Origin of the sequence: Lampropedia puyangensis (assembly GCF_004833285.1) — a bacterium.
GTDB classification, from domain to species: domain Bacteria; phylum Pseudomonadota; class Gammaproteobacteria; order Burkholderiales; family Burkholderiaceae_C; genus Lampropedia; species Lampropedia puyangensis.
Map to the genome: position 1 here is coordinate 1 of NZ_STFG01000035.1, position 14,321 is coordinate 14,321.

At 52.4% G+C, this 14,321-nt stretch carries 16 protein-coding genes and 2 pseudogenes; 13 read left to right on the forward strand and 5 right to left on the reverse strand.

Annotated features, from left to right (window positions below; translation table 11 throughout):
* Positions 1-45: 45 nt before the first annotated feature.
* The 9 genes and pseudogenes from E9531_RS16765 to pdxY all read left to right on the forward strand — a co-directional run.
* Positions 46-834: pseudogene (locus E9531_RS16765) on the forward strand (slipin family protein); the annotation flags it as partial.
* A 270-nt stretch (positions 835-1,104) separates the two neighbouring features.
* Positions 1,105-2,277, forward strand: coding sequence for an RtcB family protein (locus tag E9531_RS16770; RefSeq protein ID WP_136574935.1), 1,173 nt, complete (start codon positions 1,105-1,107; stop codon positions 2,275-2,277).
* 12 nt (positions 2,278-2,289) lie between these two features.
* Positions 2,290-2,928: a zinc-ribbon domain containing protein gene (locus tag E9531_RS16775; protein WP_136574922.1), complete on the forward strand. Its 639-nt coding sequence runs from the start codon at positions 2,290-2,292 to the stop codon at positions 2,926-2,928.
* 34 nt (positions 2,929-2,962) lie between these two features.
* Positions 2,963-4,012, forward strand: coding sequence for an RNA 3'-terminal phosphate cyclase (gene rtcA, locus E9531_RS16780; protein ID WP_136574923.1), 1,050 nt, complete (start codon positions 2,963-2,965; stop codon positions 4,010-4,012).
* 97 nt (positions 4,013-4,109) lie between these two features.
* On the forward strand, positions 4,110-5,906 hold the full coding sequence (olsF, locus tag E9531_RS16785; RefSeq protein ID WP_136574924.1) for a bifunctional ornithine lipid synthase OlsF: 1,797 nt from the start codon (positions 4,110-4,112) through the stop codon (positions 5,904-5,906).
* A gap of 88 nt (positions 5,907-5,994) precedes the next feature.
* Complete coding sequence (locus E9531_RS16790) at positions 5,995-7,068, forward strand: pseudouridine synthase (RefSeq protein WP_136574925.1); 1,074 nt, start codon at positions 5,995-5,997, stop codon at positions 7,066-7,068.
* A gap of 227 nt (positions 7,069-7,295) precedes the next feature.
* Positions 7,296-7,478, forward strand: a complete 183-nt coding sequence (gene hemP, locus E9531_RS16795) for a hemin uptake protein HemP (RefSeq protein WP_136574936.1) — start codon at positions 7,296-7,298, stop codon at positions 7,476-7,478.
* A gap of 476 nt (positions 7,479-7,954) precedes the next feature.
* Positions 7,955-8,650 (forward strand): Bax inhibitor-1 family protein, encoded by a 696-nt coding sequence (locus E9531_RS16800; RefSeq protein WP_136574926.1) that lies wholly within the window; start codon positions 7,955-7,957, stop codon positions 8,648-8,650.
* Positions 8,651-8,851: 201 nt separating this feature from the next.
* Positions 8,852-9,715, forward strand: coding sequence for a pyridoxal kinase PdxY (gene pdxY / locus E9531_RS16805; protein WP_136574927.1), 864 nt, complete (start codon positions 8,852-8,854; stop codon positions 9,713-9,715).
* Positions 9,716-9,777: 62 nt separating this feature from the next.
* Here pdxY and E9531_RS16810 read toward each other — a convergent pair whose 3' ends face one another.
* Positions 9,778-10,722 carry a tripartite tricarboxylate transporter substrate-binding protein gene (locus tag E9531_RS16810; RefSeq protein WP_136574937.1) on the reverse strand — a complete coding sequence of 315 codons (945 nt, stop codon included), beginning with the start codon at positions 10,720-10,722 and terminating at the stop codon, positions 9,778-9,780.
* Positions 10,723-10,996: 274 nt separating this feature from the next.
* Between E9531_RS16810 and E9531_RS17875 the strand changes: the two are divergent.
* A pseudogene (locus tag E9531_RS17875) lies at positions 10,997-11,112 on the forward strand (IS5/IS1182 family transposase); the annotation flags it as partial.
* A gap of 79 nt (positions 11,113-11,191) precedes the next feature.
* Here E9531_RS17875 and E9531_RS16815 read toward each other — a convergent pair.
* A complete protein-coding gene (locus tag E9531_RS16815; RefSeq protein WP_136574928.1) occupies positions 11,192-12,124 on the reverse strand; it encodes an IS5 family transposase in 933 nt (310 codons plus the stop codon).
* A gap of 162 nt (positions 12,125-12,286) precedes the next feature.
* On the opposite strand from E9531_RS16815, the gene E9531_RS16820 reads away from it, so the two are divergent.
* Positions 12,287-12,667, forward strand: a complete 381-nt coding sequence (locus E9531_RS16820; protein WP_136574929.1) for a helix-turn-helix domain-containing protein — start codon at positions 12,287-12,289, stop codon at positions 12,665-12,667.
* Between the two features lie 55 nt (positions 12,668-12,722).
* On the opposite strand, the gene E9531_RS16825 is transcribed toward E9531_RS16820, so the two are convergent.
* The 3 genes from E9531_RS16825 to E9531_RS16835 are packed head-to-tail and all read right to left on the reverse strand — an operon-like array spanning position 12,723 to position 13,700.
* Positions 12,723-13,217, reverse strand: coding sequence for a hypothetical protein (locus tag E9531_RS16825; RefSeq protein WP_136574930.1), 495 nt, complete (start codon positions 13,215-13,217; stop codon positions 12,723-12,725).
* Between the two features lie 4 nt (positions 13,218-13,221).
* Positions 13,222-13,488: a DUF6953 family protein gene (locus E9531_RS16830; RefSeq protein ID WP_136574931.1), complete on the reverse strand. Its 267-nt coding sequence runs from the start codon at positions 13,486-13,488 to the stop codon at positions 13,222-13,224.
* Complete coding sequence (locus tag E9531_RS16835) at positions 13,488-13,700, reverse strand: YodC family protein (RefSeq protein ID WP_136574932.1); 213 nt, start codon at positions 13,698-13,700, stop codon at positions 13,488-13,490. The genes E9531_RS16830 and E9531_RS16835 overlap by 1 nt, the downstream gene beginning before the upstream one ends.
* A gap of 122 nt (positions 13,701-13,822) precedes the next feature.
* Between E9531_RS16835 and E9531_RS16840 the strand changes: the two genes are divergently transcribed.
* Both E9531_RS16840 and E9531_RS17935 read left to right on the forward strand, forming a co-directional pair.
* Positions 13,823-14,155 (forward strand): hypothetical protein, encoded by a 333-nt coding sequence (locus E9531_RS16840; protein WP_136574933.1) that lies wholly within the window; start codon positions 13,823-13,825, stop codon positions 14,153-14,155.
* A 19-nt stretch (positions 14,156-14,174) separates the two neighbouring features.
* Positions 14,175-14,321, forward strand: a 147-nt coding sequence (locus E9531_RS17935; protein ID WP_136574934.1) for an Arm DNA-binding domain-containing protein, incomplete at its 3' end; no start/stop codon positions are given.

Sequence of the window (14,321 nt, forward strand, 5' to 3'; positions counted from 1 at the left end):
AACTAGCCTCCATCAAATCCGGTGTGATTCATCAACGTGCAAGAAAACGCGCAGCTGCCCGCCGATTTGGTGACACGCCTGACGCAAACCAATTTGCGCCGCACTGCGGTGACCAATTTGAGCGGCGTGCTGCAAGTGCAGGTGCCTGATGGCCATGCAGGTTTGCTGCGCATCGACGGCAAAGTGCAACCCTTGTTGGCAGCAGGTCAGTACGCCTTCTGGCGTTATGGCCGCCAAGTCGAAGTCGCGCTGGTGGATGTGCGTTTGCAATCGCAGGAAGTATCGGGCCAAGAGATCATGACCCGCGACAAAGTGACCCTGCGTTTGAACTTGCACGCCACCTACCGATTCACCGATGTATTGGCCGCTCACGCGTTGGTGCAAAAACCTGCGGACTACCTGTACCGCGAATTGCAATTTGCATTGCGCGCTGCCGTAGGCACCCGCAGTTTGGATGAGTTGCTGGCAGACAAAACCGCCATCGATTCGGCCGTTACCGAGCACATGACCACCAAGCTGCAAGGCTTTGGCATGGCGTTAGAGAGCGTAGGCGTGAAAGACATTGTGCTGCCCGGCGAAATGAAAGCGATCTTGACCCAAGTGGTGCAAGCGGAGAAACAAGCCGAGGCGAATTTGATTCGCCGTCGCGAAGAAACCGCCGCTACGCGCTCTTTGCTCAACACCGCCAAAGTGATGGAAAACAACCCCGTTGCCTTGCGCATGAAAGAGCTGGAGACGCTGGAACGTGTGGCCGAGCGCATCGACAAAATCTCCGTCTTCGGCGGTTTGGATCAGGTGCTCAATGGCCTGGTGCAGATACGCCCCATTAACTAAAAACAATCCATGCTGAGGCAAACTAAGCCTCAGCTGCCCCATACATTTCGAGTGAGTCATCCCATGAATAATTCAAACAAAACCCTTGCAAACGAAGCATCCAATACCTCTCAAGAAGCCATCGCCCAAGCCCGTTTAGAGCGTAAAGCGGCAGCTGCCCAATCGCGAAATCAAACACCCAAAGCGCCTTGGAATGCGGCTGACTTTGAGCAAGCCGCGACCGATGGTGAATACACCGAATTGCAAGTGCCCGGTGGTGTACCCGTGAAAATGTGGACGCAAGGTGTGCCCGTGGAAAGCGAAGCCAAGCAACAGCTGGCCAACATCTCGCGCCTGCCCATCGTGTTCAAACACGTGGCGGTGATGCCTGACGTGCACTTGGGAATTGGTGCCACGATTGGCTCTGTGGTGCCTACGCTCAAAGCTATTATTCCGGCAGCCGTCGGAGTGGATTTGGGGTGCGGAATGATGGCCTGTAAAACCACGCTCACCGCCAGCGATTTGCCGGAGAACTTGTCTAGCGTACGCGCAGCGATTGAACGCGCTGTACCAGTCGGAATGACTCCAAAACGTTATGGTCGCGATAAAGGGAGCTGGGAAACACCACCTGAAGAAACCGATGCCGCGTGGACGAATTTGGTAAAAGAGTTTGAGGAAATTTGCGAGGCACACCCGCGCATTAAAAACACCAACAACTACAAACACCTGGGAACGCTGGGAACAGGAAACCACTTTATTGAGCTGTGCTTGGATGAAAACCAAGCCGTGTGGATCATGCTGCATTCTGGTTCACGCGGGGTGGGAAATGCCATTGGATCGCACTTCATCGAACTGGCCAAGAAAGACGCAGAGCTGCACCAACGCAACCTGCCCGATCAAGACTTGGCCTACTTTGAAGAAGGCGCGCAGTACTTTGGTGACTACGTGAAAGGCGTGGGTTGGGCGCAAAAATTTGCGGCCGCCAACCGTGAAGTGATGATGGTGCGCACCATCAACGCCTTGCGCAAAGTGATTACTAAACCGTTTGAGACACACGTAGAAGCGGTGAACTGCCACCACAACTATGTGCAGAAAGAAACGCACTTCGGGCAAGAGGTATTCGTAACGCGAAAAGGCGCGGTGAATGCGGAGGCTGGAAAACTGGGGATCATTCCGGGCAGCATGGGCGCCAAAAGCTTCATCGTGCGCGGGCGTGGAAACCCAGAAAGCTTCAATAGCTGCAGCCACGGTGCGGGCCGAACCATGAGCCGAACCAAAGCCCAAAAGCTGTTCACGATAGAAGACCAAGTGCGTGCCACGGAAGGTGTGGAATGCCGCAAAGATGCCGGCGTGATCGATGAGATCCCAATGGCCTACAAAGACATTGACGCCGTGATGGTGGCCCAGCGCGAGCTGGTGGATGTGGTGCACGTGCTCAAGCAGGTGGTGTGTGTGAAAGGGTAAGAGGGGGGAAACATGGCCTTCGATTTCAGCGACTATGTCGAACACCCTCGTTTTGGAAGAAAGCCTCGCTATACGGGGCTGAGCCCCAAGCGCTATGGTGATGATGCTGTCTTGCACTGGTGGTCAAAGGATGACACTCGAATTCCTAATACCGCCATTGCAGCCGATTGCGCTAAACAAGAGGCCAGCCTTTTTCCCGTCACGCATTACTTTGATGAAAGCTGCGTTTGTGTGGACTGCAAGCGTCCTTTCCTCTTTTTCGCAGCAGAGCAGAAATATTGGTATGAAGGTTTGCAATTCAATTTGAGTTCTGCATGCATCCGTTGCCCCGTTTGCAGGAAAAGCCAACAGAAAACAGCACGCTACAAGCAACGATACGAAACATTGCTGCGTATAGAAAATCCTTCAACGGAGCAATTAATCGAAAAAGTGGCGTGCTGTCTTTCGCTCATCGAAGTGGGTCGTTTTGGGGTGACAAAAGTTGCAAACATGCGCTGCACGCTGAAGAGAATTCCGATGAAGCCACAAGTACATTCCTTGTGGGAAAGAATCGAAAAAATCGAATCAAAAGCTGCCAGTCGGTTAGCTGTGATGAAACCAAAACCCCAAGGCTTCAACAAGCTCAGCCAGAACGGTAATGGAACATGCTGAATCCCCCTCCATACAACAATAAAATAGAACCAACATGATCAAAATTGACGGCGCTTTCGGTGAGGGAGGCGGCCAAATCTTACGCACTTCTTTGGCTTTATCGGTCATCACCGGTCAAACGATAGAGATTCATAACATCCGTGCCAAGCGCCCAAAACCCGGCTTGCTGCGCCAGCATTTAACCTGCGTGCAAGCGGCAACAGCCATCAGCGATGCGCAGGTGCAAGGTGCGCAATTGGGCTCCACCCATATGGTGTTTGAGCCGCAAGGGGTGCGTGCAGGTGACTACACCTTCAACATCGGCACGGCTGGCAGTTGCACCTTGGTGCTGCAAACCATTTGGCCCGCACTGATGTTGGCCGATGCGCCTAGCCGCGTACACCTAACTGGTGGCACGCACAACCCGATGGCACCACCCTTTCAGTTCCTTCAGCGCAGCTACGCACCGTTGTTGGCCAAGTTGGGCGCGCACAGCACGCTGACGCTCAAGCGCATGGGCTTTGCACCGGCTGGTGGCGGTGAAATAGAAGCGCACATTGCGCCGATTACAGCAGGCATCGCCCCCATCAATCTGATGGAGCGCGGTGCGCGAGTCGATGCCTATGCAGAAGCTTTTGCACCTGCATTGCCACGCGCTATCGCGCACCGTGAATTGCAGCAATTGGAGCGTTTATTGGGCTGGACCTATGAAGCCAATCAATTGCGCATGGGCGAATGCCGCCAAAACGAAGGGCCGGGCAACGCCTTGCTGATTAGTCTGGAGCATGAACACGTGACCACCGTTTTCAGCCGACTCGGCGAGAAGAATGTGAGCGCAGAAAAAGTCGCATCGAACCTAGCCAAAACCATGCGAACCTACTTTGCAAGCGAACAGGCGGCACTAGACGAATACCTGACCGACCAGTGGGCCTTACCTTTAGCGCTCGCCGTACACCACAGCCAACGTACGGCGCAGTTCACTTGCACAACCATCAGCCTGCACGCAAGAACCAATTTTCGTGTGATTGAACAATTTCTGCCGGTGCAATTTAACGAACAACACCTTGGTTCATATTGGCTGGTAACCTGCGCAACGACAACTTAGCGCAACACAAGTGCGTCACAAACACGTCATAAAGCCCTCCTAGACTTGGTTGCGTGATTGACCACGCCTTGTTCGACTTTGCCTGAGGGGGCATCCTATGTTCTCCATCGAAAATGTTCTGAGTTCGCGTTACCCACAGCTGCCGCAAAAAAATCCGCGTGCGTATAGCAGTCTGGTGACGCTGCTGCGGTTTGTGTTCAAAGAATCGGAGTTCCACCATTTCGCACAGCGTTACCCGACGCTCAAGGGTTTCGACTTTGTTGAGCAGGTGCTCGAACATTTTGGTTTTGCCACTACCGTCAGTGACCGCGAACTCGAACGCATTCCCGCCTGGGGACGCGTGGTGATCATCTCCAACCATCCCATCGGCAGCCTAGATGGCCTCGCCCTCTTGAAGATGGTGGGACAGGTACGGCGGGATGTGAAAATTGTGGCCAATGATGTTTTGCAGCACTTGGCGCCACTGCAAAGCTTGCTGCTGCCGGTGGACAACATGGGACAGCAAACCCGGCGCGACAACATCCGCGCAATCGACACGCACTTGCAGGCTGAAGGGGCTGTGATCATTTTCCCGGCAGGCGAGGTCTCGCGTATTTCTGCACAAGGGGTGCGTGACAGCAAGTGGAACTCAGGTTTTTTGCGTTTTGCCAGCAAAGCCCAGGCGCCCATTTTGCCCGTCTGCATTGATGCGCACAATTCAATATTTTTCTATGGCCTGTCGATGGTTGCCAAACCACTTTCAACATTGTGGCTGGTGCGCGAAATGTTCAAACACACCAACCGCACAGTGCGCATCCATATTGGCCACCCCATTGCCCACGAAACCTATGCGGCTGTCGCTGGTGACTGGGCGCTACGCACCAAACTTTTCAAACGCCATGTTTACAAAGTGGCAAAAGGGCGTGAAGCCTCCTGCTTTCGCAGCCGCACGCAAAGCATTGCCCATCCTGAAGACCGGCAAACGCTCAAGCATGCCTTGCGTCAATGCCCTTTACTGGGCACGACCCGCGAAGGCTTGCACATCAGACTCTACCAATTCGCTGAAGATTCGAGTGTGATGCGCGAGCTGGGGCGTCTGCGTGAGATCAGCTTTCGTGCAGTAGGTGAAGGTACGGGCCGCAGGCGTGACAGCGATATACATGACCGAGACTACGAGCACATCTTGCTGTGGGATGACGAAGCGCTGGAGATCGTGGGCTCTTACCGCTTGCGCCAAGTCGTTCAAGCTTCGCTGTCGGGAGCGACATTAGACATGTCAATTCCAGCGCGTCTGGCGCAGTGCACCGATGGACTCTATAGCCACACCTTGTTTGCATACCAAGCTCAAGCGTTGCCCTACTTGGAACACGGCGTAGAGTTAGGGCGCAGCTTTGTACAGCCGCGGTATTGGCGCCAGAATGGCCTGGATTTACTCTGGCGTGGCATTGGTGCTTATTTATTGCAGCACCCTCACGTTCGCTATTTGTTTGGGCCGGTCAGTATCAGCAATCGTTTTCCACCGCTAGCACAAGCTTTGCTCAGTAGCTTCTACAGCCACTATTACCCAAGCCAGCACACCATTGCGATCGCACGCACGCCACTGCATTGGCCTGCCACTGAAGGACTGCCCGACTGGAATACGATGGATTACCGCCAGGGTCTGCTCACCCTCAAAAATGCATTGGGACAAATGGGGCTATCCATCCCGCCTTTATTCAAGCAATACACCGATGTATGCGAAGACGGGGGCGTGCAGTTCGTAGACTTCAACACCGATGCCGCATTCGCCCATTGCGTTGACGGCTTGGTCGTGGTTGACCTGAATTACCTGAAAGCCAATCGAAGAAAACGCTACATGGGCGAGGCCATTGCCGATGCCACGCAAACAAAGCAGCCAACGGCTATGCCGCTTTGACTTCCCCCTCAAAGCGGCAACAAGCGCAGCGCATGCACCATGGTATCGGCTACAGTGCGAGGTTGATGGATTCCACCTTGACTGCGCCATGACCTCGCCTACGCCCCCCGCTCGCAAAACATTGACCCTCTCCAAACCAACACAATCCCAAAACAAGCCAGGTTTGCGGGCAAAGCTCTCAACTGGCCCACGCAGTTCAAAGCCAGCTGGCCCTTCTGCCCCGCGTAGCCAGACAGCAATCCGGCAGGCAGATTCGCCTCAAAAAGCAAAACCTGCTGTTCGCGCCAATACCGTTCGGTTTGATGGCGCACCACCGCCAGCACAGGAACGCAGCCGCGGGCCTGCTGCTACACGCGCAGCAACCTCAGCGCCACAAGTCCAGCCGCGGGCCCCTGAAGGGATACGCTTGAATAAATACCTCGCCGACAAACAATGGTGTTCGCGCCGCGAAGCAGACCATTGGATCGAGCGGGGCTGGGTGACCATTAATGGGAAACCTGTAGAAATGGGACAGCGCGTAATGGCAGGAGACCAGGTAGCTGTAGCGCCTGCAGCACACGACCACCAATCCCAGCGCAGCACCATCGTGCTGCATAAGCCAGTAGGCTATGTCAGTGGTCAAGCAGAAGATGGGCACGAACCGGCACTGGTTCTCCTGACCGATCGCAACCATTGGTCGCACGATGCGCTCATTCAACGCCAAGCACCACGCTCGCTCAAAGGCTTTGCGCCAGCAGGTCGGCTCGACATTGATTCCACAGGCGTGTTGATCCTCACCCAAGATGGTCGCATGGCACGCCACATCATTGGCGAAAACAGTGACGTGGAAAAAGAGTATTTGGTTCGCGTTAGCTACGCCGCCCCCAATGGCCGCACCATTGAAAACAACGTTGAAGCTGCGTTCCCTATTGAAAAGCTACAGCTCTTGTGCCATGGACTTTCGCTAGATGGCGTGGCATTGCGGCCTGCCCAAGTCCAATGGCAGAACCCAGAGCAACTGCGGTTTGTTTTACGCGAAGGTAAAAAACGCCAAATTCGCAGAATGTGCGAGCAAGTTGGTTTGTATGTGACCGCGTTGAAGCGTGTACGGATTGGCCAGTTGGTATTGGGCAATTTGCCAGTCGGTCAATGGCGGTATTTGAGTGACCACGAGTCCGTCTGATCATACATAAACACCCCCCTTCCTGACTGTGTCATCAGGAACGTGGGATGGGTTACACAAACTCAAACAGCACATCCTTAAAAAAATTGCGGGTATTTCAAGAAAACACTTGCACAAGCGAATAAGAATAATTATCATTAGCTCCATCGAGAAGACGACAAAGCAAGATGACCTCTTCAAGCCATGTCTTCAACACCGACAACCGCTATTTTTTTGATTGTTTTGTGATGACTCTCACGACCAAACCTTCGCTTGAGCAAGCCGGCAATGACCGCAGTGCAGCATCAACTTCTGCAGCGTTAGAAAGTCTAGAACTGCTCAAAGGCCAGAAATCGGTCACGATTCACCACAACGGTTCACTCTACCGGTTGCAAGCCACTAAATTAGGCAAATTGATTCTCACCAAATAAACCTCCAGTATTACGCATTGCGTCAACCGTTTCATCGTGGGGCGACCAGAGCTTTCTGACAAGCTCAAACAGGTCGTTTTAGCCAGCCACAGGCCCATCGCCCAATAGCCAGGCTTTTTTTGGAACGCCGACGTCAAGCACATTCAGAACCAGTTTCATCGTGGGGCGACCCGAATCTTTCAAACAAGATTCAGCCAGGTCGTTTTAGCCAGCCAACAGTTGCTCATTCAAGAGCAATGCTTATTAGCCAGGCTTTTTTTCTTTGATGCGCGAATGACAAAAGGATGCCCTGCGCATCCTTTTTTTGTGCCCTGCTGCCTTAGAAGGTCGTTATGGAGTAGCAGCAGTGCTGCCTGCAGGCACTAACACGTTTTAATCGCCGTAAAAACTTGTACTTTGCAAGGGATTGTGATTAAAAAACAGTGCCCCATATAGAATTTATTCATCAGCTTTCAATTTCCACAAAGGAGAAACACATGAACCAGCCGTTTGGCATGCCCAACAGCCAGGTCGAATATGGTGCCGTCACGCAAGTGCGTAACCGCGTTTTGCGCAATACATACTGGCTACTGGCCTTGTCGATGATCCCAACCATCTTGGGCGCTTACGTTGGCATCGCAACAGGCATGGCCACCGCGCTATCAGGCATCACCGGCCTGATCGTTTTCTTTGCCGGTGCGTTTGGCTTCATGTATGCCATTGAAAAAACCAAGAATTCAGGCATGGGCGTAGTGCTGCTTCTGGCATTCACTTTCTTCATGGGAGTCATGCTTTCACGTTTAGTGGGCGTTATTCTTGGCATGGGCAATGGCACTCAACTGGTCATGACAGCTTTTGCAGGAACTGCGGCTGTGTTTGCCACGATGGCAACGGTAGCCACAACAACCAAGCGCGACTTTTCTGGCGCGGGCAAGTGGCTGATGGTTGGGATGATCGTGATTTTGGTCACAGGCTTACTAAACGCTTTTGTGTTCCAGTCCACAGCCATGATGGCAGCGTTGTCTGCAGCAGCGATTGCGCTGTTCAGCTTCTGGTTGATGTATGACATCAAACGCATTGTGGATGGTGGTGAAACCAACTACATCAGCGCCACACTGTCGCTGTACTTGAGTGTTTTCAATATCTTCCAAAACCTGTTGGTATTGCTGGGCGTGTTTGGCGGCGACGATTGATCTACCTCTGCGTTCATGCATGATGGCCGAATTCAAGGCCATCAATACAAACAAATAGCCTCCAGTTTGGAGGCTATTTGTTTATGTTGCACCTCAAACCTATGACTCTTGCATCTAGGTCAAACAAAATCAGCTGCACAATCGCCTTGTGCATTCACCATAATGCATGCACTGAAACGACCAACCAGCCAAGCCACTTTTATGTCTCCTCTTGTTCTGTCTGTCCAATCCCATGTCGCATATGGCCATGCGGGCAATTCTGCCGCCGTTTTCCCTCTTCAGAGACTGGGCGTTGAGGTGTTACCAGTGCATACGGTGCAATTCTCCAATCACACTGGCTATGGCGCTTTTCGCGGCCAAGTATTCGATGTAAACCACCTCCGCGAAATTTTTTCCGGTTTAGAAGATCGCGGCATTCTGCCCCGCATTCAAGCCGTACTGTCAGGCTATATGGGTGACTGCAGTATTGGTGACGCTATTTTGGACATCACGCAACGCATCAAAGCGGTGAATCCACAGGCGATGTATTTGTGTGATCCGGTATTTGGCGATGTAGGTCGTGGTGTCTTTGTTCGCCCTGGAATTCCTGAATATCATCGCGACCACACCTTGGCAGCAGCCGATGTTATTACGCCCAATCAATTTGAATTTGAACAGTTGATGAACGTGAACTTGGCCTCGTTGCCACATGCCATTACCGTTGCCAGAACGCACATTGGCAGCAGCAACAAAGTCGTCATCGTCACCAGCTTAAGGACACCTGACATTTCCAGTGAACAGTTGGTCACTTTGGCAGTGACCGCCAGCCACGCTTGGGCGGTGCATACACCGTTAGTGGATATTCAGCCACTACCAAACGGTATGGGTGATGCCTTCTCCGCTATCTTGCTGGCCCATCTGCTAAAGGCATTGCCATTACCTGATGCACTGGCACGAGCAACGGCCAGCCTTTACGAACTGGTGAAAAATACCGAAGCCGGCAGCAGAGACTTACCGTTGATTGCACAGCAAGAACAAATCGTGACGCCGACCTCCACATTTCAGGCTGTACCAATCACCCTTTAGTGATCAAAAAAACAGAAAAGCCAGCAAATTGCTGGCTTTTCTTTCAGGGTATTAATCCTTGATCAGTCTGCGTACTGACCTGCAGCCTTAATCACAGCGCCCCATTTTTCAATCTCTGCAGCCACAAATGCTTTGTGTTCAGCAGGGTTGACACGGGCATCCGTAGCAACAACAGCACCGAGGTCTTTTTGGCGCTGGATGAACTCTGGATCTTTCAATGCAGCCTTCAAAGCCTCATTGACTTTCGTCAACACGTCTTGTGGCGTGCCTTTAGGTGCATAGAGGCCATGCCAGATAGTCACATTGAAATCTTTCAGGCCTGATTCATCCAAAGTGGGCACGTCTTTGTAGACATCACCTTCCAAACGCTGTGGCGTTGTCACCGCATAGACCTTCACTTTCTTAGCTGAGATCTGGGTTGTGGTATTGGTTGTCTGGTCGCACAACAAATCAATCTGGCCGCCCAACAAGTCAGCGATGGCCGGGGCCGTACCACCGTAAGGTATGGTCACCATTTGTGTTTTCATTGCGTCTTGCAACATCAAGCCGCACAAGTGTGAAGCGGATCCTAAACCGGCGTTGCCCAAGTTCACACCATTTTTCTGGGCATTCATCCAGGTGCTCAACTCAGAGTAATTGTTGGCTTCCAGCGTTGGGCGCGCAATCAATGTCATTGGCACATCGTTGATGATGCCCAAGAATTCAAAATCGTTCAGAACATTGAAGGACAACTTGCGATACAGCGATGGAATGGTGGACATACCAATGTGCGTCAGCAACAGCGTATAGCCATCAGCGGCAGAGCGAGCCGCTTTTGCAACACCAATACTGCTACCAGCACCGGCGGAGTTGTCAATCACAACAGACACATTGCCCAATTGCTTGCGCAGTGCTTCAGAAAAGTCACGCGCAACCTTATCGGTCGGACCACCAGCGGTGAATGGCACGATGATGGTGATAGGCTTGCTTGGGTAGTTTTGAGCCTGGGCAGGGGATGCAATCGCCATCACAGCAACGCAAACAGGCAACAGGGCAGCAGCAGAAAATCGGAGTGCCATGATCAATATCCTCATTGAATGTGTAATACAACAGGGCGCCATACTACGCAAGCGCATGCTGCGCCAGTAATAGGGTAAGTACTAATTAAGTGATTGTAAGTGTCAGTTAATTTCGGCTTTGTTGCATAAATCAAATTTAGTGTGAACGCCCCTGACCGGCTTTATTGCACAAATACCCGAAGCAGAGAGGTAGGATCGCAGCATGAATGAATCGACTTGAGGCAAGAGTGCCTACCGCACCACGAACTAAAAGAATACAACACATCGCTCAAAGCCAGAGGCAGCCTGACGGTCTGGCTGAACAAAGAGATGCCGTGGCTCGCTCCTGCCAGTGGCAAATGAGGTCGTCATCACCAATACTCAGGGCTTTGTTGCATAAATCAAATTTGGCGTGAACGGCCCCTGACCCCAGACGCACTTATTCCACAGCCACAGTGTTAGGGCGACCAAGTTCGGTGAACCGATTGAGAATAGATGCACGCACATTCAACTCCGTGACCTGTCTCTCAAACGTACGCGCCATCACCTTCTCTCCAAGCCTCTTGAAGCAATGCATCTTTGTCTCCACCAGGGAGCGACGGTGGTAACCGCTCCAGTCTTTCCATATCGCTCTGCCTAGTCGTCTACATGCCATGACTGCTTCGTTGCGATGGGCAAAGGCTACGCCTTTGCGCAATCGTGCTCTCTTGCGTGGTGGGATGATGGGGGTAATCTGCCTCTGTTGGCAGGCGGCATACACGGCTTCGGTGTCATAGGCCCCATCACCTGTCATGGTGCCAATCGGTTCATTGGCTGGGATTTGAGCCAGCAAGGACTCCACCATGGGGGAGTCACCCACATCGTTGGTGGTCACTGCTATAGCTCGAATCTGCAAGGTATCGGCATCTATGCCCAAATGCACCTTGCGCCATTGACGTCTTCTTTCAGTTCCGTGCTTCTTGGCCTTCCATTCTCCTTCGCCAAGGAACTTGATACCAGTGGAGTCAATGAGTAGGTTTAGTGCGCCTTGGCTGGCTTGGTAGCGCACGTTAACCTGCAGGCTTTTCTGGCGGCGACAGACTGTACTGAAATCAGGCACTGGCCAGTCAAGACCTGCCAGTTTAAGCAATGATTCAACCAGTCCTAGTGTTTGACGCAAAGCCAGACCAAACAAGCATTTGATGGTCAAGCAGAACTGGATGGCAGCTTCGGAATGCTTGTGATGACGGCCTCGTTTGCCAGTGGCAGGAGCGAGCCACTGCATCTCTTTGTCCAGCCACACTGTCAGACTCCCTCGTGCCTTGAGCGATGCGTTGTATTCTTTCCAGTTCGTGGTGCGGTAGGCACTCTTGCCCCAAGTCGATTCACTCATGCTGCAATCCTACCGCTCAACTTCCGGCATTTGTGCAACAAAGCCATCGACACCCATACGCGCCTGCCCCTGACATCTATCCGGCCTGACAAACAGCCGCGCTATTCCAAGACAGGCAAGGGCTATTCCACAGGTTGAAGTCCTCAAAACAAAGGTGAACCCATGGCCGTCAACTATTCCAAGCCCATCCCGCAAAAATTCCTGTCAAATCGCCAGATAAAAGCCGTCATAGCACTGGCAGAGGGTATGACTCAGGCCGATGCAGCCAAGTTTGCGGGCACCAGTCCCCAGACAGTCACAGCATGGATGCAAGACCCCGCATTCCACAAGCACCTCCGCCGCAAGGCACTGCGAGTGTTTACGGACGGTCTCGACTCTCCGAACCCATCTCAACGCATGTGGGCAGCGAAGGAAGTGCTGGCCCGCATCCCTGCCGATCCAGATGAGGAAGCCGAAGCCCTCAACAGGTCTATCTGTGCAGATGTAATGGCAACCGAGGGACTTCCAGCAAGTCATTCAACATGGCGGGATCGGCATGTGTAGCCAGCACATACCACGCACCCACCGACCACGCCCCAGCAATGGGGCTTTTTGTTGCCTAAGATGCCTTGAAGTCCTCATACACCTGATCGCAAGCAACAGGAAGCGTATCGATCAGAAGCCGATGAACGAACATTCCAATCAATCTGTCCGAAGAGTCCTGTAGTGCTTGTTGTTCGTAGGCGTAGCGCCAGACCTCAAACGTTTTTGCGTCTTGCTGGAGGACGCTAAGAAAATACGCTCGCGGCTGTCCACAACGCGCAATCAACGCATCTTGGATTTCTTGCGATAGCCCGTTGAAGAGCAGAAGTAGGTCGTGGCCGGTTGGAACATCGCCTTGTGGATCACTGAGGCAACCCAGCGCTTTGAACCATAGCTCAATTGCAAACGACATACAGACGATACCCGGCCCCATCGGGCCAGGGATTGCGCCGTGTTTGATTTCACCGATGCATCGCCTGCCAGCTTCAGCAAAGCTCCGTGCGTCGGTCGCAATCGCTCCGACAACGATTTCGCTGACTTTTAAACGCCTACGCTGGCCTATCTGAGCCATGGCACTACCCGCGTGCATCTCTGCCGGGTTCATCCTCGGCAACGCGCCAGCGCCAATACCGCTCAGGCTTAACCCATACCACTGTGGTTTCCGTGAGCTTGCGGAAGGCAGCAAGCACCGCCTTGCCTACTACCTGATTGCCATCGGCGTTCTCAGTCAGTAAGTCTTCCCGCTTCGCCTTGGCGAGGAAGTCCACCACGTCATCTTGATAGATGCAACCCTCACGCTCGACCTGAGCGAGCATCCATGCTGCAACCGATTCAGGCGTCATCACACGCCTTTAGCTTCAGGCTTGACGAGTTCGAGAGAGTCTTCAGGGAAGATTCCATCTTCCAATTTCTTACCGGCGAACCACTGGCACTTGTAACTTCCGGTGAATTCGTGCGTCATGACATCTTTATTGGCTTTCTGGATGGTCATCTCAGGCCCACCAGATTTCAATTTGACGATGATTCCGACAGCGTACTGTGGTTGTGTAGACATTGCCTCTTCCCTCCATGGATGTGTGGCAGGTTGTACGTATTTGCTACAGATGGTGGCAAGAACGCTTATTTCAAGCCCCTTTCACCACGTTTCACGTGACCCAGGCTGTGGATTCGTGCCAAATGCAACACCTTGAAGCCCTCCCGCGCCCGCTGCAATCAGTTGCAAGCCCTACCGGGTCAGTTTTGGGCGGGTGTTTGGGCGGGAAAGCAAGAGGGCAAAGCAAAAAGCCAAGTGAAATCAATCACTTGGCTCGTATTTTGGCGGAAGCGGTGACCGCAAAAATCACCCCAGACAATTCGTTGAAAATCCATCAAAAACATATTAAATCATTAAAAATCAAATACTTACTAAAAACAAAAAACAACCACAATCTATCAAATGACATCAAATTAACGCATACAAACGCATGCTTAATTGATGGTAAAATTGTGGGTAAGTTTTCATACATTTAAACACTTAAGGCTTTTCATCATGCCCCAAGCTATCAGCAAAGCCCGTGATCGACTGACCGCACTTGCGGTTAAGAACACCAAAGAGCCGGGCATGTACCATGACGGCGCTGGGCTGTATTTACAAGTTGCGAAGGGAGGTAGTAAAACGTGGATTTTGCGTTACACC